This window comes from Serpens gallinarum (assembly GCF_014836765.1).
GTDB lineage: Bacteria > Pseudomonadota > Gammaproteobacteria > Pseudomonadales > Pseudomonadaceae > Serpens > Serpens gallinarum.
The window spans coordinates 73,933-95,859 of the sequence record NZ_JACSQG010000004.1 but is presented as its reverse complement, the minus strand read 5'-3'; the positions used below and the strand labels follow the sequence as shown (position 1 = coordinate 95,859).

The following is a 21,927-nucleotide window of genomic DNA, read 5'->3' as shown; positions in this document are numbered from 1 at the left end:
CGGGGCGGTGAGGGGTCCTACTGTCGAGGCAGGTGTCGCGGCAGTGTCTATGGATAACCCCATCTGTGAACTGTGGAGATAACAATAATGAAATTGAACCAACTGGCTCTGGCTGCAGCGTTTCTGGCCGCTCCGTTCATGGCTCAGGCCGACCTCAAGGCCATGGATGACAACGCCCTGGCAAGCGTGACCGGTCAGGACGGCATTAGCCTGTCCGGTGACTTCAACGGCAGCATCGGCGCCATTGTGTACACCGATAACGATACCAACGGCGGCAGCCTGCGCCTGGAAGGTATCACCTTCACCGGCTTCAGCATTTCCGATGCCAACCCGCTGATGATCGACGTGGTTACCACTGATATCGCCGGTACCGATACTCAGCAGCTGCAAATCTCCCTGCCGGAAATGACCGGTCAGATCGAAATCGCCGCCATCAAGGTCGGTGACGCCTCTGCCGCCAGCATTGGCTCCCTGGCAATTATCGATCAGAACCTGGCCGGTACTACCATCAAGATCTGGGGTCACTAAGCACCAGTTGGCTTGAGGCTTAAGGTGGTCTACCGGCTCTGGCTGGTAGATCGCTTCCTCAGGTAAGGGAGTGCACAGCAAAGATGATCGAGATTTTATTGGGCAGCTTGCTGGCCGTTGTCGGTTTTACCGAGACAGTGGATACCAAGCCGGTCCGCGAGGGTACGGTCAATCTGACCTACGGACTTACTCCTGCAGGGCAATTGCGCGAAAGCGTAGTGCTGGAGCCGATGAATCAATTGCAGTTTCGTAATGTGATTCGTCAGGCCTATGACTACAGCTGCGGTTCAGCCGCTCTGACGACGCTGCTGGATTACTACCTGGGGCGCAATCTGGAAGAGCGCCAGGTCATGGAAGGCTTGCTGCACTACGGGGAGGCAGAAAAAATCGCCGAGCGACGCGGTTTTTCTTTGCTGGATATGAAGCGTTTCGTAGCAGCGCTGGGCTATGAAAGCGGTGGTTTTCGAGCTGAATTCGACGATCTGGAAGGCCTGGAACATCCTGCAATCGTGCCTATTGAATATGCTGGCTTCAAGCATTTCGTCGTAGTGCGGGATGTACGTGACGACCATGTGTTTGTGGCCGACCCCGCCTTGGGCAATATCAGCTTTACCCGGGCACGTTTCGAAGCTGTGTGGGATCAGAACGTATTATTCATCGTCTACCCGGGGGATAACCCCTCTATAAATGCGCTGGCATTGGATGAGCGAGATATGCGGCTTGTGGATGATCGAACGACCAGCCTTCTGGCTTTCCGCGAATTTCCACAGTTGGCGAAATTTAGCCAGAACCAAGCTGCCGAGCTTGGCTCAGGCGGTGGCATTCAATATATCCGCCGTAAGTAATTATCCGCCGCAATAAGCACCCGCTGCACAGGATGTGTCGGCATCTAAAAATAATAGGGGTAGCGCCATGGGAGTTAGGGGAGTTGCGTGGCTGGCTTTTTTGGTAATAGCCAGTGCTGGTCCAGTGTGGGCGGCCGAACAGGACGTTAATGAGGCTCGCGAAGCATTAAGCAAAAAAGAGGAAGACGCAGATAGCGCAAAAGCGCTGGAAGAGGTTTTCCAAGCGGCGGAAAAAAGCTATACCTTGCTGAAGAAAGGGGAGCGTACACTGACCTACGGTTTCGATTACTCCCTTACTCGCGATACGGTGATTCAGACCATCCGGGCCAATAACGATATAAGCAACCCCGTATATAGCGTAATAGGCCAAAGCGAGGCTCAGCACACCTTTACCAACTCGTTTACGTTCGACTATGGCGTTTGGGATAACCTGACCTTTAGCGTGCGTTTGCCCATGATTGCCAAATACGACACCGAACGGGATCTGGATGTATATAGCCTGGGCGATATATCTACCAGCCTGCGCTGGCAACCCTGGAATTCGCATCGCGGCCGGCCGGTCACTACCTTGTATGCCAACCTTGGCCTTCCCACCGGCGAAAGCCCATACGACATCAATCTCAGTGAAGACTTATCGACAGGTAACGGTTATTACAGCCTGGGCCTCGGGGCAAACATGTCCTATGTCATTGATCCAGTCGTTCTGTTCGGCTCGTTGGGTTATACCTACAACCTGCCGGTCAAAGATATAGACCAAGTATTCGGCAGCAGGTTACTGCAAGAAGTCAGACCCGGGTCAACCTTCTCATTGAGCATGGGATTTGCTTATGCCTTGTCCTACGATGTATCGCTGGCTGCTTCCTATCAGATGGCTCACAACCTGAAGCCTGAATACGAGTTTATTGATAGCACCAGCAAGGGAACTGAACAAACCAGTGCGGTTATGAATTTCTCGCTGGGTCTGCGAACTTCTCCAGACCGCATCGTTAATGTCAATGCCGGGTTTGGCATGACCGAGGATTCGCCCGATGTCCTGCTGGGAATCTCCATGCCCTTGGATATCAAGGGCCTGAAGGCCCAATAACCCGCAGGCGGACTATTCATGAGTAAGCGAATTTCGCCGCTCGCGCGGGCGATTGCCGGGGTGACGTTGCTCTGGGCGATGCAAAGTCAGGCTCAATTTTCTCAAAACCTGACCATTGGCAACCCTAAGGCCATGGCCTTGGGCAATGCCATCACTGCGGATTCCAGCGGTATTGATGCCGTGCATTATAATCCTGCCGCTCTTACCAAGCTCAAAGGTCGGCAAACGGCTGTAAAGATCATTGCCGGTGGTATGGACATTCGCGCTGAGTTCGATGCGCCAGCCGATTATGGAAGCAATTTCTTCGGGTATAACCAGGATCCCATTGCTGGAAGTCGAAGCAGAACCACCACGTCGGCCATGTATTTGCCTGGACTGGGCGGGACAACCGAAATCCCCGTCCTGGTGGCTCCACTTGCCGGCCTCTCCATTAACCCGCCCGGTTCCAAGTTTACGTTTGCCACCAATATTTATACGCCCCAAGCCGTAGGTTATACGCGGGAAAACGATGACCCCGGCCGTTATCAGGGCAAGGAAGTCGTCATGCAGCGCATCACGTATTTCTCACCGTCGGTGGGTTATCAGGTAAACGATGAGCTGTCAGTTGGCTTGTCGATTGGCTTTTCTCACCAGGCGCTGGCGCTAAAACAAGACCTTCGGGCCCCAGGCATGTTCACTGGCCTGATCGCGGCTGTGCAGGATGCAATGTGTGTCGTGGGCAGCAACCCGCTGGATATCATTCTCAACCTGTGCGGAGGAGAGCTTGGCCCGTTCACTGATCTCGCCGAATTGGAAGTGGATTTAGAACAAACCCTCTCGCCGACCTGGAACCTTGGAATTCTATGGGAGCCCAGAGACTGGTTTGCCTTGGGCGCTGTGTATCAAAGCGAAGCAAAAATGCACATGCAGGGTACCTACCGCATTGATTACACGCAAAACTGGCAAGGTCTGTGGCAGGGGTTGAAAAGTTCTGTCTTCGGTATCTTGCCACCGCTGAGTGTGATGTCCGCTGATGGGCTTTATGCCTATGAGCAAGGCAACGTGTCGATGGACCTTACATACCCGGCCCATTTTTCCACGGGGATCAAATTGAAGCCGCATCGCCAGTGGCAGTTCAATATGGATGTCAAATGGACCGACTATTCGGCGTGGGAAAATTTCGAGCTGAAGTTTGATCGACCTCTGGACTTCCTGAAAGTGGCCAGTGTGTTTTCACCCAACAACGCCACGCGCAATTCAATCATTCTTTCGCGTGATTATGAGTCCGTCTGGAGCATGGCCTTCGGGCTGCAATTCGATGTCAATGATCGCTTGAGTTTGCGCATGGGATATGAGCCGCGAAAATCGGCGATACCTGGCAATAAGGCGGATGCTCTTGCCCCCTTGGGAGATGCCGATCTTTATGGCTTGGGCGCTGGTTATCGGTGGGATCCGGAAACCGAGATCGATATCGGCTTCAATTACATGGTCAGCAAACAAAGCATTCCGGGAGGAAGCAGTTGCAACGTGAACTGTTCGGGGCTGCTGGATATGGTTTATAACCCGTATGCCGACCTGGACATCAAAACCACCGTAAAAGCCTATGTGTTTGCCCTGACTTATCGAACCCGCTTTTGAGTACGCGCTATGCCTTTTGTGCTGCTTATGTTGCTGATCGTCGGAACCTGCGCCCAGGCAGATAATGGTCGGTATCTGACCTGGATCGATGATCAGGGTCACGTGCATAACACCTTCGTCGATGATCGTTATGCCGCGCAGCAGCGGCAGGCCGAGCGGCGTATCGAGGCTGGCGATCAAAAGCGGAGCGGGGGATGGACATCAGGTGCGGTGGCTGAAAGCAAGCGTCGCTACTTCACTTGGGTCGATGCCAATGGCACGTTGCACAACAGTGCTTACTCCGGTGTAGAAGAGGCGGGGCACGACACCAAACGACTGCGCAATGGAGGCGCGGCCGCGGAGTACATTGATGCCGACGTTCTGGAAGGCCGCAGCTTTGTGCGCAGCGAACACGGCACGGCTTACTACACCTGGGTCGACGATCAGGGGCGTATGCATAACTCGCCGTTGCCGCAAGGCGCAGAACGAATCGCCGAGCCCACGTCCATCGCATTCACCGAGGGGCGGCAAATCGAGTTCGCTCGTGCCACACCTGGGCTGCCTGCCTTGGATGGCCAGCCCAGCCCAGCCCTGCAGGCGTTACTCAAGGGAAGCCAGGCGCGCGATGGCGGTCCATACCAGGCATTGCTTGAACGTTGTTGCACACAATTGTCGGACAGTGCATTTACCGAGCTTTCCGTAGAGGAGCCTCGCTACCAGGAGCTGAGCCGCTTCTCGCCAAGTTTGCAGTTCCCCATGGGGCGTAGTTATTACGCAGCCCTCAGTCTGCCGCGCTCGCAGCACACCTACGGTTTGCGGGTGCGCAGTTTCGCCAACAAGCAAGTTGTTTATCCCTCTCTATTGTTTCTGGACGAAGCCAAGCGTCCCACTCGCCTGGTGAGCGATGCCGTGTACCAGCTGCATCCGGAAACCTGGTATCGCTATGCCTTTCTGGAAGGCACTGTTCCCGTGCATGCGGGACAGGGGGAACGCTATGTGCTGTTGCTGACCACGGATGAAGACCGCGTCTTGCGCACTCTGGATAACAAGCCCTTCAACCGTCCCCTGCAGCGAGCAGCGATTGATTCGACTGGCCTGCAGACGCACCGCCATGTAGATCATGGCGAGTTCGAACTGGCTATCATTCGCTGAGTCGATGTAAAAAAGCCCGACGCGTAGGTCGGGCTTTCTTCTAGCAGTGATTGGTTCAAATCTTTGCTGGGACGTGCCCGAACAACTCCTGGGCAAATTTCACGCGCTGTTCAGGCGTGTCCTTGTCGCCCTTCTTCTTCAAGTTTGCCAGGTGCGCCTCGACGGCATGGGCCCGGTGTGTCAGGCCGCAATCGTTGGCAATCTGGATGTTAAGACCGGGGCGGGCATTGAGTTCGAGAATCAACGGCCCCTTGTCCTGGTCGAGGACCATGTCAACGCCGATGTAACCCAGTCCGCAGAGCTCGTAGCAGCCTGCGGCGAGCTTCATGAAACCGTCCCAGTTGGGCAATTGCACGCCATCCACGGCATTGGTGGTGTCTGGGTGCTTACTGATCTTGTTGTTCAGCCAGGTGCCTTGCAGGGTAACCCCCGTGGCCAGATCCACGCCCACGCCGATGGCCCCCTGATGCAGGTTGGCCTTGCCGTTGGACTGGCGGGTGGGCAGGCGCAGCATGGCCATCACTGGGTAGCCCATCAGCACGATGATGCGGATGTCCGGTACGCCTTCGTAGCTGATGCTCTTGAAGATCGGATCGGGCGTGACGCGATACTCGATCAGCGCCCGGTCACGGTGGCCGCCCAGGGAATACAGGCCCGAGAGAATGTTGGAGATCTGCTGCTCTATTTCCTCGAGGCTGATGATTCGGCCGGACACCGTTCGGTAACGGCCTTCGAAGCGGTCGGCGATCACCAAAATGCCGTCACCCCCGGCGCCTTGTGCAGGTTTGATGACGAAATCCTGGCGACCGCCAATGATCGTCTCGAGCTTCTCGATCTGCTTTTCCGTCTCGATGATCCCGTACATTTCCGGGACGTGAATACCGGCCTCGATGGCCCGTTCCTTGGTGATGATCTTGTCATCGACAATCGGGTACAGACTGCGCTTGTTGTACTTCAGCACGTAGTCCGCATTGCGCCGATTGATACCCATGATGCCTTTGTCGCTGAGGCCCTTCCAGGTTCTCCATAGACCTAACATGGCTCAGTCCTTCAAAAAGGCTTTGAAGCGGAACAGTTCGGTCAGGCGGTAACCACGGTAGCGGCCCATTGCCAGCATGAAGCCCACCATGATCAGCAATACCGCCGGGAAGGTGAAGATGAAATAGGTCAGCTCTGGAATGCTCATCAGCATGAAAGCCAGGGTGGCCGCAACCAGCGTGCCGATCGCCACCTTGAAGGCATGGGTGCCGCCGCGTTCTTCCCAGGTGATCGACAAGCGTTCGATGGTCATGGTCAGGATGACCATGGGGAACAGGGCGATGGACAGGCCGCGCTCAAGGCCCAGCTTGTGGCTGAGCAAACTGATGATTGCAATCAGCACCACAACGAAAGTCAGCACCACGGAAAGGCGTGGCAGCATCTGTAGCTTGAGGTGCTCAAGATAAGATCGCAGTGACAGGCCCAGTGCGGTAATCAAGGTAAACAGGACAATACCGAAACCCAGTTGGGTTTCGCGGAAGGCCAGGGCGATCAGTACCGGGGTAAACGTTCCAAGGGTCTGCAGGCCGCCCAGGTTGCGCAGGATCAGGATCACCAGCACGCCGATGGGAATCATGATCATGATCTGATAAGTCTGCTGGGTTTGCAGCGGCAGACCGTAAAGCGAGTATTCGAGGAAGCCGGCGTCGGTTTGCTCATCGGTGAGCTTGGCCAGACGGATCGCATTGATCTCGCTGTTATTGAGGGTGAAGGTGACATGGGGTTGTTTGCCGCCTTCGACGCTGACCAGCGGGTCGTCGCCGACCCACCAGATCAGCCGGTCGCTCGGTAGCCCTTGCTCCCCGGTAACCGGATTGAAGTACAACCATTGGCTGCCGTTGTAACTGCGCAGCCACAGCTCCGGCGTCTGGGAGATATCGGCGGTCAACCGAATGGCATTGACCCGTTCCATCGGGACATGGGCAACGGACAGCAACAGGTCGATGACCTTGGCCTTGTTGGGGATTGATCGGTCTCCCCCCAATAACAGCCCGACATTGTCGTCAGCGGTATTGTTGACCCGCTTGATCGTTTCGCTGATGAACGTTTCAACATCCGCCGAATGTTGGCGAATGGGCGCCAGCAGCGCTTCGGCGGCAATTTTTTCCGGCCCTTCAATGGGGATGCTATCGCGGAAGATAGGCCCTTTTTCTTCGGGCTTTTCCACACCGTAGCGCTTGGTAAGCACCAGGCGGTAATACAGCGTCTGGCTGCCGTTGGCCCGGCGGGCCGACCAGGTAACTTTGCGGTTGCCATCGATGCGGTTGATGCTCACCCCGTAATTGTTCGAGATAAAGCTTTCATTGAGGCTGACATGGTCTTGGTTCAGCGGCGGGACGAACATTTGAACCTTGACCGGTTCCCTGGGGTTGGCTTGAAACTCGACTTTGGCGTCGATATTCCACAGATCATCGGTTTCGTCCTCAGTGACCGGAATGCCCAGTATGAAGATCTGATAGGCCGTAATCAGAACGCCCAAGGCCACCAGGATGGTGATCAGGATTTTCAGATGCAGGGTAAGAGAGCGCATGGGGCTGTTTACTCGCCAGAGGGTGCGTCAGGTGCGCAGTCGGGTTTGCCGGCTGCGTATTTAAGGCTGGGATCGACCAAGGCTTCAAATTGTTTGAGCGCTTCGGAGCCTATCAATAATGGATATTGAAAGGCGCTGCGATCTGTGAGGTTTACCTCAATCGTACGTTGTGCCTGACCCAGGCAGAGCTGCAGCTCAATGACTGGGCGAGCGGTGTAGGTCTTGTTTTCCTCAGGATCAATATCACCAGCACGACGCTTGATCTTGCTGATGCGCGATAACGGCCGCTCGATCACCGAATCGTCGGCCCCCTCAAGGCCCAGACGGAAACGAACCCAGGTTTCTCCCTCACGACTGAAGCGTTGAATGTCATGGGCGCTGAGGGATGAGGTTTTCGCCCCCGTGTCGAGTTTGGCTGCCAATTGTTTATCGAGGTCGGCAAGCAGGGCGTACTCGTTCAAACCATAGATGGTTTTTTCAAGGGCAAAGCTTTGGCTGGCAAAGCAAAACAGAAAGCTGAAGGCGATCGAAAACGTGCGTCTCATAGGGTCCAGTAATTGCTGTCGGCGGCGGGGTCAAAGATGACTGGCGGCGTGGCGGAAGCCTATGGGTGCCAGCGAGTTCAGGGAAATGGACTGATTCGCGGTGCTCAGGTTAGCGCTTGGGGCGCAGATTCTAACACGCAGGTTTTGTGACTGCGATTGCATCGCTGTTACGCGATCGGGGGCCGGAAAGGATGACGAAGGTAGCATGGCGTTTCTCGATGAGTGTCGACAATACTGGGTAATCGGCTAGTTGATTTGCCCGGTTTTCGGCTATCCTTGCCCGCAGGAGAATTCAAGGTGTCGACAATGTTTGAAATTGAGTTCGCTGCTCAGGTCAAGGGCGAGGACGGGGAAACCCTGTCCGAACAAGTGTTTCGCAGCATTCAGGCGGCAATTGTCAGGGGAGAGATTGCTCCGGGGAGCAAGATTTCCGAGCCGGAGCTTGCGCGAGTGTATGGCATCAGTCGCGGGCCGCTTCGGGAAGCCATTCACCGCCTTGAGGGACAGCGACTTTTAGTAAGAGTTCCCCATGTGGGTGCGCGAGTTGTGTCATTGGGCCAGAGCGAGCTTATCGAGCTGTACGAAATACGTGAGTCACTGGAAGGCATGGCCTGCCGTTTGGCGGCTGAGCGCATGACCCAAGGGGACGTCGACGAATTGCGGCGCGTTCTGGAAACCCATGAGCGCGACGAAGCGTTCCGGGCTGGGCGTGGTTATTACCAGCAGGAGGGCGATTTTGATTTCCACTACCGGATTATCCAGGGCAGTGGCAATCAGACGCTTGTGAAGTTGCTCTGCGACGAGCTGTACCAGTTGGTACGCATGTACCGCATTCAGTTTTCCAAAACGCCAAACCGGCCGCATCAGGCCTTCAGCGAGCATCATCGTATTCTCGATGCTATCGCCGAGCGAGACGGCGAACTGGCCGAATTATTGATGCGTCGGCACATAGCAGCGTCGCGGCGCAATGCCGAGCAATACTTTCAGGACAATCAGCAAAGAGGTGAGTCATGAGCCAAAGTACTCCGGGCCAGCGTTTTCGTGACGCGGTGGCTGCCGAGCATCCCCTGCAGGTGGTCGGTGCCATCAATGCCAACCATGCACTGCTGGCCAAGCGCGCGGGTTTCAAAGCGATCTATCTGTCGGGGGGCGGGGTGGCCGCCGGTTCTCTAGGGGTGCCGGATCTGGGCATCACCGGTCTGGATGATGTCCTGACCGATGTACGCCGTATTACTGATGTCTGCGACTTGCCGCTGCTAGTGGATGTCGACACCGGCTTTGGCGCCTCGGCCTTCAACGTGGCGCGCACGGTCAAGTCGATGATCAAGTTCGGCGCTGCCGCGATTCATATTGAGGACCAAGTAGGCGCCAAGCGGTGCGGTCATCGTCCCAACAAGGAAATCGTTTCCCAACAGGAAATGGTCGATCGCATCAAGGCGGCGGTCGATGCCCGCACGGACGACAGCTTCGTGATCATGGCGCGTACCGATGCGCTGGCGGTGGAAGGCCTGAACGCCGCACTGGACCGCGCAGCCGCCTGCGTGGAAGCCGGTGCCGACATGGTGTTTCCCGAGGCCATTACCGAATTGGCCATGTACCGCACGTTCGCCGAGCGTGTAAAGGCGCCGATTCTGGCCAATATTACAGAATTTGGTGCCACACCGTTGTACACCACCGAAGAGCTGGCCAGTGCCGCTGTATCTCTGGTGTTGTATCCACTCTCTGCGTTCCGGGCCATGAACAAGGCGGCCGAGAACGTTTACACCGCGATCCGTCGCGATGGATCGCAGAAGAACGTGATCGATACCATGCAGACGCGCATGGAGCTGTACGAACGCATTAATTATCACGCCTTCGAGCAAAGTCTCGATGCGTTGTTTGCGCAGAAGAAAGGCTGAAACGAACAAGGCGCCTGACAAGGAGCCGGCAAGGCAATTGTGCACTATCCAGAACAAATCCAAGAAGGAGAAAGCAATGGCTGACGCAAAAGTACTCACCGGCGCAGGACTGCGCGGGCAAATCGCCGGGCAAACCGCCCTGTCCACGGTTGGCAAGGAGGGCGCCGGTCTGACCTATCGCGGTTATGACGTGCGTGATCTGGCCGAGCATGCCTGTTTTGAGGAAGTGGCCTACCTGTTATTCCATGGCGAGTTGCCGAATGCTGCCCAGCTGGCCGCCTATCGCGAGCGGCTGCACCAGTGGCGCGACCTGCCCGATGTGCTGAAGGAAGTCCTGGAGCGCGCTCCGGCCAATGCGCACCCCATGGACGTGATCCGTACCGCCTGCTCGGTGCTGGGCATGCTGGAACCGGAAACCGATTTTTCCCAGCAGCAGGACAAGGCAGACCGGCTGTTGGCCATGGGCCCTTCGGTCATGGCCTACTGGTACCGCTTCAGCCACGGCGGCGTGCGCATCAACTGCACCAGTGATGAAGAAAGTCTCGGGGGGCATTTCCTGGCCCTGCTACATGGGCGAAAGCCGAGCGAGCTGGAGGTCAAGGTGATGAACGTCTCCTTGATTCTGTACGCCGAGCATGAGTTCAACGCTTCCACGTTTGCGGCGCGGGTGTGTGCTTCGACCCTGTCCGACATCTATTCCTGCGTCACCGGCGCCATCGGCACGCTGCGTGGCCCGCTGCACGGCGGTGCAAACGAAGCGGCGATGGAGATGATCGCCAGCTACAAGACGCCGGAAGACGCCCGTGCCGGCACCTTGGCGCTGATTGAGCGCAAGGAAAAGATCATGGGTTTCGGCCATGCGATCTACAAGGACAGCGACCCGCGTAACGAAGTGATCAAGCAATGGGCGAAAAAACTTGCCGACACCGTGGGCGACACCGTGCTTTACCCGGTCTCGGTGGCCATCGATGAAACCATGTGGGAACAGAAGAAGCTCTTCCCCAACGCGGATTTCTACCACGCCTCGGCTTATCACTTCATGGGCATTCCGACGCCGCTGTTCACGCCGATCTTTGTCTGCTCGCGCATGGCCGGTTGGTGCAGTCACGTCTTCGAGCAGCGTGCCAACAACCGCATCATCCGACCCAGTGCCGAGTACGTCGGCGTGGAGTTGCGCAAGGTCGTGCCGATCGACCAGCGCTGATTTGCCAGGAGCGGGCCGGCACCGGTCCGCTCATCCGCTTTATGAAACATCACCATGAGTCCAAGGCATGAACACCGAATTCCGTAAATCCCTGCCAGGCACCCAGCTGGACTATTTCGATACCCGGGCCGCGGTCGAAGCCATCCAGCCGGGCGCCTACGACACGCTTCCCTATACCTCGCGAGTTCTGGCTGAGCAGCTCGTACGCCGCTGCGATCCGGCCATGCTGAGCGACTCACTGAGGCAGATCATCGAGCGCCGGCAGGACCTGGACTTTCCTTGGTACCCGGCTCGCGTGGTGTGCCATGACATCCTTGGCCAGACCGCGCTGGTGGATCTGGCAGGCCTGCGCGATGCGATTGCCGAGCAAGGGGGCGACCCGTCCAAGGTCAACCCGGTGGTGCCGACCCAACTGATTGTCGACCACTCACTGGCGGTGGAACATGCCGGCTTCGACCCGGACGCGTTCGAGAAGAATCGCGCCGTGGAAGAGCGTCGCAACGAAGACCGTTTCCACTTTATCGAGTGGACCAAGACTGCATTCAAGAATGTCGACGTGATCCCAGCCGGTAACGGGATCATGCACCAGATCAACCTGGAGAAGATGAGCCCGGTGATCCAGGCGCGCGACGGTGTGGCCTTCCCGGACACCTGCGTCGGTACCGACTCGCATACGCCCCATGTGGATGCCCTGGGCGTCATCGCCATCGGTGTCGGCGGCCTGGAGGCCGAAACCGTGATGCTGGGCCGCGCTTCCATGATGCGCCTGCCCGATATCGTCGGCGTCAAGCTGACCGGCAAGCGTCAGCCGGGCATCACTGCCACCGATATTGTCCTGGCCCTGACTGAATTCCTGCGTCAGGAGCGCGTAGTCGGTGCCTGGGTCGAGTTCTTTGGCGAAGGTGCCGACAGCCTGTCCATCGGCGACCGCGCCACCATCTCCAACATGTGCCCCGAGTACGGCGCGACGGCGGCGATGTTCTACATCGACCAGCAGACCCTCGAGTACCTCAAGCTAACCGGTCGCGAGCCGGAGCAGGTGGCGTTGGTCGAGAATTACGCCCGCACCACTGGCCTTTGGGCCGATGCCCTGAAAACCGCCCAGTATGAGCGCGTGCTGTCGTTCGACCTGTCCAGCGTCGTGCGCAACATGGCCGGCCCGAGCAACCCGCACCGTCGCCTGCCGACCAGTGCGCTGCAGGAGCGCGGTATCGCCAGCGACGCCCAGCTGGCTGCGGCCCGCGCCGAGGAAGCCCAAGGCCTGATGCCCGATGGCGCAGTGATCATTGCCGCCATCACCAGTTGCACCAACACCTCCAACCCGCGCAACGTGGTCGCTGCCGGCCTGGTGGCGAAGAAGGCCAACGAACTGGGTCTGCTGCGCAAGCCCTGGGTCAAGACGTCCTTCGCTCCGGGTTCCAAGGTCGCCAAGCTGTATCTGGAAGAGGCCGGCCTGCTGCCCGAACTGGAAAAGCTCGGTTTCGGCATCGTCGGCTACGCCTGCACCACCTGCAACGGCATGTCCGGTGCGCTGGACCCGGTGATTCAGCAGGAAATCATCGACCGCGACCTGTATGCCACGGCCGTGCTGTCCGGCAACCGCAACTTCGATGGCCGTATCCATCCCTATGCCAAGCAGGCGTTTCTCGCCTCGCCACCGCTGGTGGTGGCCTATGCCCTTGCCGGCACCGTGCGCTTCGACATCGAGCAGGATGTGCTGGGCCACGACGCCCAAGGCAACCCCGTGACCTTGAAGGATCTGTGGCCGAGCGACGAGGAAATCGACGCCATCGTTGCTGCCAGCGTCAAACCGGAGCAGTTCAAGCAGGTCTACATTCCGATGTTCGATCTGGGTACCGTGGAAGAGGCCAAGAGCCCGCTGTACGACTGGCGCCCGATGTCCACCTATATTCGCCGTCCGCCCTACTGGGAAGGCGCCCTGGCTGGGGAGCGCACACTCAAGGGCATGCGCCCGCTGGCAGTGCTGCCGGACAACATCACCACCGACCACCTGTCGCCCTCCAACGCCATCCTGCCCGACAGCGCTGCGGGTGAATACCTGGCGAAGATGGGCCTGCCGGAAGAGGACTTCAACTCCTACGCAACGCACCGCGGCGACCACTTGACGGCGCAGCGCGCCACCTTCGCCAACCCACAGCTGGTCAACGAAATGGCCGTGGTTGATGGGCAGGTGAAAAAGGGTTCACTGACCCGTGTCGAGCCCGAAGGGCAGGTGATGCGCATGTGGGAAGCCATCGAAACCTACATGAATCGCAAGCAGCCGTTGATCATTATCGCCGGCGCCGATTACGGACAAGGATCGTCTCGCGACTGGGCGGCCAAGGGCGTGCGCCTGGCCGGTGTAGAGGCCATCGTGGCCGAAGGCTTCGAGCGCATTCACCGCACCAACCTAGTGGGCATGGGTGTGTTGCCGCTGGAGTTCAAGCCGGGCACCGACCGCAAGACGCTGGGCATCGATGGTAGCGAAACCTTCGATGTGATCGGCGAACGCACTCCACGAGCAACCCTGACGCTGATCATCACCCGGCGCAACGGCGAACGCCTGGACGTGCCGGTGACTTGCCGCCTGGACAGTGATGAAGAGGTGTCGATCTACGACGCCGGCGGCGTATTGCAGCGTTTCGCCCAGGACTTCCTGGAGTCGGACGAGGCCCGTTAAATCGCTCTGGGCCAGCGGCTGCGGTCGTGCAGCCTCTGGCCATTATTCAGGACAGCATTCATGGCACACCTACCCCAAATCAAGATTCCCGCCACCTACATGCGCGGCGGTACCAGCAAGGGCGTGTTCTTTCGCCTGCAGGATTTGCCCGAAGCCGCTCAGGTGCCAGGGGCTGCGCGCGATGCGCTGTTGCTGCGCGTGATCGGCAGTCCCGACCCGTACGGCAAACAGATTGATGGCATGGGCGGAGCGACTTCCAGCACCAGCAAGACAGTCATCCTGTCCAAGAGCACCCGACCCGATCACGACGTCGACTATCTGTTCGGCCAGGTATCGATCGACAAACCCTTCGTGGACTGGAGCGGCAATTGTGGCAACCTGTCGGCAGCGGTCGGCTCGTTTGCCATCAGTGGCGGTCTGGTAGAGGCCAGCAGGATTCCTGAGCACGGTGTGGCAACCGTGCGGATCTGGCAGGCGAATATCGGCAAGACCATCATCGCCCATGTACCTATCACTCAATGGGATGTACAGGAAACCGGCGGCTTCGAGCTGGATGGGGTGACATTCCCCGCGGCCGAAGTGCAGCTGGAGTTTCTCGATCCAGCCGATGAGGGCGAAGGTGAGGGCGGTGCGATGTTCCCCACCGGCAATCTGGTGGATGAATTGGAGGTGCCGGGTATCGGTACGCTCAAGGCGACAATGATCAATGCCGGTATTCCTACGATCTTCGTCAATGCACAGGAGCTCGGCTACACCGGCACCGAATTGCAGGAAGCGATCAATGGCGATGCCAAGGCGCTGGAGCTGTTCGAAAGCATTCGTGCCCAAGGTGCAGTGCGCATGGGGTTGATCAAGGACCTGTCCGAGGCGGCCCAGCGTCAGCACACGCCGAAGGTGGCCTTCGTGGCGCCGCCGGCCGATTACGTTTCTTCCAGTGGCAAGGCCGTGAACGCTGGCGACGTGGATCTGCTGGTACGCGCAATGTCGATGGGCAAGCTGCACCATGCGATGATGGGCACGGCTGCGGTGGCAATCGGTACTGCTGCAGCTATTCCCGGCACCCTGGTCAACCTCGCTGCGGGCGGTGGCGAGCGCAGCGCGGTGCGCTTCGGTCACCCATCAGGCACCCTTCGGGTGGGTGCCGAAGCCCGTCACGTGAAGGGTCAGTGGACGGTTACCAAGGCCATCATGAGTCGCAGCGCCCGGGTGCTGATGGATGGCTGGGTGCGCGTGCCCGGCGACGCCTTTTAGCCGGCCTGCCAGAGCGGGTCTCCTACACTGATCCTCATTACCGAGGGTCAGTGTCATGAGCGCCAACGTTGATCTGAACGATCGCCCCGAGTACGACCAGGTTCTGCAGGATATCGCCGACTATGTCCTGGGCTACCGGGTCGAGTCGCAAGAGGCGCTGAGTACTGCGCGTCATTGTCTGATGGACAGCCTGGGTTGTGCGTTGCTGGCGCTGCGCTTTCCCGAATGCACCAAGCATCTGGGCCCCCTCGTCGAAGGCACCTTTGTGCCCCGGGGCGCCCGCGTACCAGGCACACGTTTTTGCCTGGACCCGGTCAAGGCGGCTTGGGATATCGGTTGCCTGGTCCGCTGGCTGGATTACAACGACACCTGGCTGGCGGCGGAGTGGGGGCATCCCTCGGACAACCTGGGCGCGATCCTCGCCGTAGCCGATCATCTCTCGCAGCTCGCGGTTTCCCGAGGCGATGCACCGTTGCCGCTGCGTGTCGTGCTCGAGTCGATGATCATGGCCCATGAGATCCAGGGCGTGCTGGCCCTGGATAACGCATTCAATCGTGTCGGCCTCGATCACGTGCTGCTGGTCAAGGTGGCCTCCACCGCGGTGTGTGCCAAGCTGATGGGAGCGAGCCGTGAGCAGGTATTGTCTGCACTGTCCCATGCCTTTGTGGACGGACAGGCGTTGCGTACCTATCGCCACGCACCCAACGCCGGTTCGCGAAAATCCTGGGCGGCGGGCGATGCGTCCAGCCGTGGCGTGCGTTTGGCCGATATCGCCCGGCGCGGCGAAATGGGCATACCCGGTGTGCTGAGCACGCGGCAGTGGGGCTTTTATGACGTGTCGTTCAGTCATACAAATGTTGATTTGCAGACCAAAACACAGAACGAGCGCGAGTTCCGTTTTTCACGTGGCTACGGAAGTTACGTCATGGAAAACGTGCTGTTCAAGATCAGCTTTCCCGCCGAGTTCCATGCACAGACTGCATGCGAGGCGGCGGTGATACTGCATCCGCAGGTGCGGGGGCGGCTACACGCGATCGACCGGATCGTTATCACCACCCAGGAATCAGCAATTCGCATCATTTCCAAGGTCGGCCCGCTGGCCAACCCCGCCGACCGTGACCATTGCCTGCAGTACATGACTGCCGTGCCGCTGATCTTCGGCCACCTGACTGCCGAGCATTACGAGGATGGATTCCATGCTGCTCACCCGATCATCGATGAGCTGCGCGAAAAGATGGGCGTGGTCGAGCAGCCGCGTTACAGCCGTGACTATCTGGACCCTGACAAGCGCTCCATTGCCAATGCCGTGCAGGTGTTCTTCCAGGATGGCTCGTGTACCGAGAATGTGGAGGTGGAGTATCCGCTGGGCCACCGGCGGCGCCGTACCGAGGGCATCCCCTTACTGGCGGAGAAGTTCAAGGCGAGCCTGGCTACGCGTTTCGCCCCTCAGCGATGTGCGCAGATCGTCGAGTTGTGCTCGGATCAGGCTCGGCTGGAGGCGATGCCGGTTAACCGCTTCATGGAGTTGTTTGTGATCTGAGCAAGACGGCAGGGCGCGACGTCACGCCCTGTCCAAGAGGCGCGGCGTTACTTGAGTCGCCGCTCTACACCGATCTCGACCAGAATCTTGGCGGAGATCTCTTCCACCGAGAAATGCGTGGAATTGATGTGGGGGATGTTCTCGCGGCGGAACAGATTCTCCACCTCGCGCACCTCGAATTCGCACTGGGCGAAGCTGGCGTACCGGCTGTTGGGCTTGCGCTCGTTGCGGATGGCGGTGAGCCGGTCCGGATCGATGGTCAGGCCGAACAGCTTGCTCTTGTATTGCTTGAGGGCCGCCGGCAATTGCAGGCGCTCCATGTCTTCTTCGGTCAGCGGGTAGTTGGCGGCGCGGATGCCGTATTGCATAGCCATATAAAGGCAGGTCGGCGTCTTGCCGCAACGCGATACGCCAACCAGAATCAGATCGGCCTTGTCGTAGTAATGCGTGCGCGCACCGTCGTCATTGTCGAGGGCAAAGTTCACCGCCTCGATGCGCTCCATATAGTTGGCGCTGTGCGAGATGGAGTGCGACTTGCCCACCGAGTAAGAGGAGCTGGCGTTGAGTTCCTGCTCCAGCGGCGACAGGAAGCAGGAAAAGATGTCGATCATGAAACCGTCTGACTGCGCCAGGATGTCGCGGATGCTCTGGTTCACGATGGTGTCGAAGATGATCGGGCGCATGCCGTCTTTTTCAGCCGCGGTATTGATTTGCTGTACCATGGCCCGCGCTTTTTCGGCACTGTCGATATAAGGCCGGGTCAGCTTCTGAAACGTGATGTTTTCAAATTGTGCAAGCAGGCTTTGCCCAAGCGTTTCGGCGGTGATGCCGGTTCCATCCGAGATGAAGAAAGCAGTTCGTTTCATTTGCGCCGAAGGCCTTAAGGTAGGAACGATTCTTGGCTATCATACCCGGGCTATGTCCACGCCGGGTCGGTGGGCATTGTCACTTATTTCCCCGGGGCAGGCCAATCGAGCGGAGCAGATCCGCATGAGCCTATCCCATACAGCGTGGAGAGAATACCTTGGTTGAGTACGTAGTTTCCCTCGATAAGCTCGGCAATCACGACGTCGAGCGCGTAGGGGGCAAGAACGCCTCCCTGGGCGAGATGATCAGCAACCTCGCAGGTGCCGGCGTTTCCGTACCCGGTGGTTTTGCGACCACCGCCCAGGCGTATCGCGACTTTCTGGAGCAGAGCGGTCTGAACGACCAAATCCACGCGCTGCTCGATTCGCTTGACGTCGATGACGTGAATGCCCTGGCCAAGGCCGGTGCGCAGATTCGCCAGTGGGTGATGGAAGCTGAGTTTCCCGAGCAACTGAATGCCGATATCCGCACCGCCTTCGCCGAAATGTCCCAGGGCAACCCGAACATGGCCGTTGCCGTGCGCTCCTCAGCCACCGCTGAAGACCTGCCGGATGCCTCGTTCGCCGGCCAGCAGGAAACCTTCCTCAACATTCGTGGTGTGGAGAACGTGATTCGCGCCGCCAAGGAAGTCTTCGCGTCCTTGTTCAACGACCGTGCCATTGCCTACCGTGTGCATCAGGGCTTCGATCACAAGCTGGTCGCCCTGTCTGCTGGCGTACAGCGCATGGTCCGTTCGGAAACCGCTACCGCGGGCGTCATGTTTACCCTGGACACCGAATCCGGTTTCCGCGATGTCGTGTTCATTACCGGTGCCTACGGCCTGGGCGAAACCGTCGTGCAGGGCGCGGTCAACCCCGATGAATTCTATGTTCACAAGCAGACCCTGGAGGCGGGCCGTCCGGCCATCCTGCGTCGCAACCTGGGCAGCAAGGCGATCAAGATGGTCTATGGCGACGAAGCCAAGGCCGGCAAATCGGTGAAAACCGTCGAGGTCGATCGTGCCGACCGTGCCCGTTTTGCCCTGACCGACGAAGAAGTGACCAGCCTCGCCAAACAGGCGCTGATCATCGAGAAACACTATGGCCGTCCGATGGACATCGAGTGGGCCAAGGACGGTGACGACGGCCAGCTGTACATCGTGCAGGCGCGTCCGGAAACCGTGAAGAGTCGCACCAGCGGTAACGTCATGGAACGTTACCTGCTGAAAGAAAAGGGCACCGTACTGGTTGAAGGTCGTGCCATCGGCCAGCGCATCGGCGCCGGTCCGGTCCGGATCATCAACGACGTGTCCGAGATGGACAAGGTTCAGCCTGGCGACGTGCTGGTCTCCGACATGACCGATCCGGACTGGGAGCCGGTCATGAAGCGCGCCAGCGCGATCGTTACCAACCGTGGCGGGCGCACCTGCCACGCGGCAATCATCGCGCGTGAGCTGGGTATTCCGGCTGTGGTCGGCTGCGGCAATGCCACCCAGGTGCTGAAAGATGGCCAGGGTGTGACCGTATCCTGCGCTGAAGGCGATACCGGGTTCATTTTTGAAGGTGAGCTGGGTTTCGATATTCGCAAGAACTCCGTCGACGCGATGCCCGAACTGCCGTTCAAGATCATGATGAACGTCGGCAACCCGGACCGCGCCTTCGACTTCGCCCAACTGCCTAATGCCGGCGTCGGCTTGGCGCGTCTGGAATTCATCATCAACCGCATGATCGGCGTGCACCCAAAGGCGCTGCTGAACTACGCCAGCCTGCCGCCGGAAATCAAAGACAGCGTGCAGAAGCGCATCGCGGGTTATGACGATCCGGTGAATTTCTACGTCGAGAAGCTGGTCGAGGGCGTCAGCACCTTGGCTGCTGCGTTCTGGCCGAAGAAAGTCATCGTGCGCCTGTCAGACTTCAAGTCCAACGAATACGCCAACCTGATCGGCGGCAAGCTTTACGAGCCGGAAGAAGAAAACCCGATGCTCGGATTCCGTGGTGCCTCGCGCTACATCAGCGAGTCCTTCCGCGACTGCTTCGAGCTGGAATGCCGCGCCATGAAAAAGGTGCGCGACGTCATGGGCCTGACCAACGTCGAGCTGATGGTGCCGTTCGTGCGCACCCTGGGCGAAGCCTCCCAGGTGGTGGATCTGCTTGCCCAGTATGGCCTCAAGCGCGGCGAGAACGGCCTGCGCGTGATCATGATGTGCGAGTTGCCTTCCAACGCCCTGTTGGCTGACGAGTTCCTGGAATTCTTCGACGGCTTCTCCATCGGCTCCAATGACATGACCCAGCTGGCCCTTGGCCTGGACCGTGATTCGGGCATCATTGCCCACCTGTTTGACGAGCGTAATCCGGCGGTCAAGAAGCTGCTGTCCAGCGCCATCCAGGCTTGCAACAAGGCCGGCAAGTACATCGGCATTTGCGGCCAGGGCCCCTCGGATCATCCGGATCTGGCCAAATGGCTGATGGAACAAGGCATCGAAAGCGTGTCGCTGAATCCTGACTCGGTTCTCGATACCTGGTTCTTCCTGGCGGAAGGTCAAGTCTGAGTCTATCGACCATACTGGCAAGGCGGGTGTTTCTACCCGCCTTTTTTTATGTTCAAGAAAATCAAAAAATGCAAAGTAGCAGTCGGCTTTTTCCTGTTGTACTGCTCAGCGCCGACCTTTGCGGCGATCTGAGCGAAGATGTTTACCTGCTGAAACCCCGCAACAGCCCCGACGAGACGGTCGAACTGGCCGTCACCCGACTGGGCCGGGCACAAGAGCCGGGCAAGCGGGGCATTCCGGTCGTCCTGTTGCACGGCAGCTTCTCCAATCGACGATTCTGGTTTTCGCCGCGAGGAATCGGTTTTGGCGCCTTTCTGGCGCGTGCCGGGTTCGATGTGTGGATACCTGAAATGCGCGGGCATGGCCTGTCGCCGCGCAATCGTGACTATCGACGTAACCGGGTAGCGGACTATGCCCGTTACGACCTGCCGGCCATCGCGGCCTTCATCCAGGAACAATCTGGCCAGGCGCCTCACTGGATGGGGCATTCGCTGGGGGGCGTAGTGCTGGCGGCTGCGTTTGGCGGTCACTACCTGACCGACCGTGAAGCTGCATCGATTGCGCTGTTTGGCAGTCAGGTAAGTCAGATCTATTGGCCGCTGAAATTTCCGCCGCTGGAACTGGCTGCGCATGGGTTGCTCAGTTGCTTCAAGTACCTGTCGGGGCATCGTCTGAAGCGCGGGCCGGAAGATGAGCCCGTTGCTGTAGTCAGGGAAACCCTGCGCTGGCACGGATTGTTCGGGCGTTTTGGGAACGCGCAAAGCAACTGGTGGGCTGGGTTGGCTGACGTGCAGATTCCGGTTCTGGCGGTGGCGGCAGAAGGGGATCGGCAGGATTCACCCAAAGCCTGCCAAAAGCTGCTCAAGCAGTTTGGCTCGTCGCAGCGGGAGTTCCTGTGTCTGGGACCCAAGAGCGGATTCAGTAATCCCTTCGGACATATTGAGATGCTGGTCAGCAAATCGGCGCAGCGTGAAGTCTGGCCCTTGATGCTCGACTGGCTGCAGGAGCAGCGACTGGCGGCGCCGCAGGCGACACCTCCGGTTACGGGCAAAGCCCTGTGCTAAAGGCGTTACTGCAGATAAGATGTCTCGCCTGACGGCTGTTTCGTTCACCGAGAACAATCCAAGGAGCTACCTCATGCAATACGTCACCCCTGATCTGTGCGATGCCTATCCGGACCTGGTGCAGGCCGTCGAACCGATGTTTGCCAACTTCGGCGGGCGTGATTCCTTTGGTGGCCAGATCGTCACCATCAAGTGCCACGAGGACAATTCGCTGGTCAAGGAGCAGGTCGATCAGCCGGGCGAAGGTAAAGTGCTGGTGGTCGATGGCGGTGGTTCGCTGCGCCGTGCGCTGCTCGGCGACATGCTGGCCGAGAAGGCCGCCAAAAACGGCTGGGAAGGCATCGTGGTGTACGGTTGCGTGCGTGATGTGGACATGTTGGCGCAAACGGACTTGGGCGTGCAGGCGCTGGCCAGCCATCCAATGAAAACCGATAAGCGCGGCATCGGTGACCTCAATGTGGTGGTGGCGTTTGCCGGTGTGACTTTCCACCCCGGACATTACGTGTATGCCGACAACAACGGCATCATTGTTTCCCCACAGCCGTTGAGCATGCCGGGTTGATACATCTGTTGCGCT

General features: G+C 58.6%; 18 protein-coding genes. 14 read left to right on the top strand and 4 right to left on the bottom strand.

The window, feature by feature from the left end; genetic code table 11:
• Positions 1 to 87: 87 nt before the first annotated feature.
• The 5 genes from H9642_RS09735 (at position 88) to H9642_RS09715 (ending at position 5,205) form a co-directional block, all read left to right on the top strand.
• The gene (locus tag H9642_RS09735) at positions 88 to 528 is read left to right on the top strand and encodes a DUF6160 family protein (RefSeq protein ID WP_251836245.1); all 441 of its coding nucleotides are present in this window, start codon (positions 88 to 90) and stop codon (positions 526 to 528) included.
• An 83-nt stretch (positions 529 to 611) separates the two neighbouring features.
• Complete coding sequence (locus tag H9642_RS09730) at positions 612 to 1,373, top strand: C39 family peptidase (RefSeq protein WP_251836244.1); 762 nt, start codon at positions 612 to 614, stop codon at positions 1,371 to 1,373.
• A 67-nt stretch (positions 1,374 to 1,440) separates the two neighbouring features.
• Positions 1,441 to 2,457, top strand: coding sequence for a transporter (locus tag H9642_RS09725; RefSeq protein ID WP_251836243.1), 1,017 nt, complete (start codon positions 1,441 to 1,443; stop codon positions 2,455 to 2,457).
• Between the two features lie 18 nt (positions 2,458 to 2,475).
• Positions 2,476 to 4,074, top strand: coding sequence for an outer membrane protein transport protein (locus H9642_RS09720; RefSeq protein ID WP_251836242.1), 1,599 nt, complete (start codon positions 2,476 to 2,478; stop codon positions 4,072 to 4,074).
• 9 nt (positions 4,075 to 4,083) lie between these two features.
• Positions 4,084 to 5,205 (top strand): MalM family protein, encoded by a 1,122-nt coding sequence (locus H9642_RS09715; protein ID WP_251836241.1) that lies wholly within the window; start codon positions 4,084 to 4,086, stop codon positions 5,203 to 5,205.
• Between the two features lie 55 nt (positions 5,206 to 5,260).
• Here the strand turns inward: H9642_RS09715 and H9642_RS09710 are convergent, their stop codons facing one another.
• The 3 genes from H9642_RS09710 to rloA are packed head-to-tail and all read right to left on the bottom strand — an operon-like array spanning position 5,261 to position 8,319.
• Positions 5,261 to 6,244 carry an alpha-L-glutamate ligase-like protein gene (locus H9642_RS09710; protein WP_251836240.1) on the bottom strand — a complete coding sequence of 328 codons (984 nt, stop codon included), beginning with the start codon at positions 6,242 to 6,244 and terminating at the stop codon, positions 5,261 to 5,263.
• Between the two features lie 3 nt (positions 6,245 to 6,247).
• A complete protein-coding gene (gene rloB / locus H9642_RS09705) occupies positions 6,248 to 7,774 on the bottom strand; it encodes an osmotic stress tolerance membrane protein RloB (RefSeq protein WP_251836239.1) in 1,527 nt (508 codons plus the stop codon).
• A gap of 8 nt (positions 7,775 to 7,782) precedes the next feature.
• A complete protein-coding gene (rloA, locus tag H9642_RS09700; RefSeq protein WP_251836238.1) occupies positions 7,783 to 8,319 on the bottom strand; it encodes a retropepsin-like aspartic peptidase RloA in 537 nt (178 codons plus the stop codon).
• A gap of 306 nt (positions 8,320 to 8,625) precedes the next feature.
• Between rloA and H9642_RS09695 the strand changes: the two genes are divergently transcribed.
• From H9642_RS09695 to prpD, 6 genes are all read left to right on the top strand, one after another.
• Positions 8,626 to 9,333, top strand: a complete 708-nt coding sequence (locus H9642_RS09695) for a GntR family transcriptional regulator (protein ID WP_251836237.1) — start codon at positions 8,626 to 8,628, stop codon at positions 9,331 to 9,333.
• Positions 9,330 to 10,217, top strand: a complete 888-nt coding sequence (prpB, locus tag H9642_RS09690) for a methylisocitrate lyase (RefSeq protein WP_251836236.1) — start codon at positions 9,330 to 9,332, stop codon at positions 10,215 to 10,217. Before H9642_RS09695 ends, prpB begins: the two co-directional genes overlap by 4 nt.
• 76 nt (positions 10,218 to 10,293) lie before the next feature.
• The gene (gene prpC / locus H9642_RS09685) at positions 10,294 to 11,421 is read left to right on the top strand and encodes a bifunctional 2-methylcitrate synthase/citrate synthase (RefSeq protein ID WP_251836235.1); all 1,128 of its coding nucleotides are present in this window, start codon (positions 10,294 to 10,296) and stop codon (positions 11,419 to 11,421) included.
• Between the two features lie 67 nt (positions 11,422 to 11,488).
• On the top strand, positions 11,489 to 14,101 hold the full coding sequence (gene acnD / locus H9642_RS09680; protein WP_251836234.1) for a Fe/S-dependent 2-methylisocitrate dehydratase AcnD: 2,613 nt from the start codon (positions 11,489 to 11,491) through the stop codon (positions 14,099 to 14,101).
• A 60-nt stretch (positions 14,102 to 14,161) separates the two neighbouring features.
• Complete coding sequence (gene prpF / locus H9642_RS09675) at positions 14,162 to 15,352, top strand: 2-methylaconitate cis-trans isomerase PrpF (protein ID WP_251836233.1); 1,191 nt, start codon at positions 14,162 to 14,164, stop codon at positions 15,350 to 15,352.
• Between the two features lie 55 nt (positions 15,353 to 15,407).
• The gene (prpD, locus tag H9642_RS09670; RefSeq protein ID WP_251836232.1) at positions 15,408 to 16,892 is read left to right on the top strand and encodes a 2-methylcitrate dehydratase; all 1,485 of its coding nucleotides are present in this window, start codon (positions 15,408 to 15,410) and stop codon (positions 16,890 to 16,892) included.
• Between the two features lie 47 nt (positions 16,893 to 16,939).
• Here the strand turns inward: prpD and ppsR are convergent, their stop codons facing one another.
• Positions 16,940 to 17,758, bottom strand: coding sequence for a posphoenolpyruvate synthetase regulatory kinase/phosphorylase PpsR (gene ppsR / locus H9642_RS09665; RefSeq protein ID WP_251836231.1), 819 nt, complete (start codon positions 17,756 to 17,758; stop codon positions 16,940 to 16,942).
• Positions 17,759 to 17,916: 158 nt separating this feature from the next.
• Between ppsR and ppsA the strand changes: the two genes are divergently transcribed.
• The 3 genes from ppsA (at position 17,917) to rraA (ending at position 21,912) form a co-directional block, all read left to right on the top strand.
• Positions 17,917 to 20,286, top strand: a complete 2,370-nt coding sequence (ppsA, locus tag H9642_RS09660; protein WP_251836230.1) for a phosphoenolpyruvate synthase — start codon at positions 17,917 to 17,919, stop codon at positions 20,284 to 20,286.
• Between the two features lie 68 nt (positions 20,287 to 20,354).
• Positions 20,355 to 21,350 (top strand): alpha/beta fold hydrolase, encoded by a 996-nt coding sequence (locus tag H9642_RS09655; protein ID WP_251836229.1) that lies wholly within the window; start codon positions 20,355 to 20,357, stop codon positions 21,348 to 21,350.
• A gap of 73 nt (positions 21,351 to 21,423) precedes the next feature.
• Complete coding sequence (gene rraA, locus H9642_RS09650) at positions 21,424 to 21,912, top strand: ribonuclease E activity regulator RraA (protein WP_251836228.1); 489 nt, start codon at positions 21,424 to 21,426, stop codon at positions 21,910 to 21,912.
• Positions 21,913 to 21,927 lie beyond the last annotated feature (15 nt).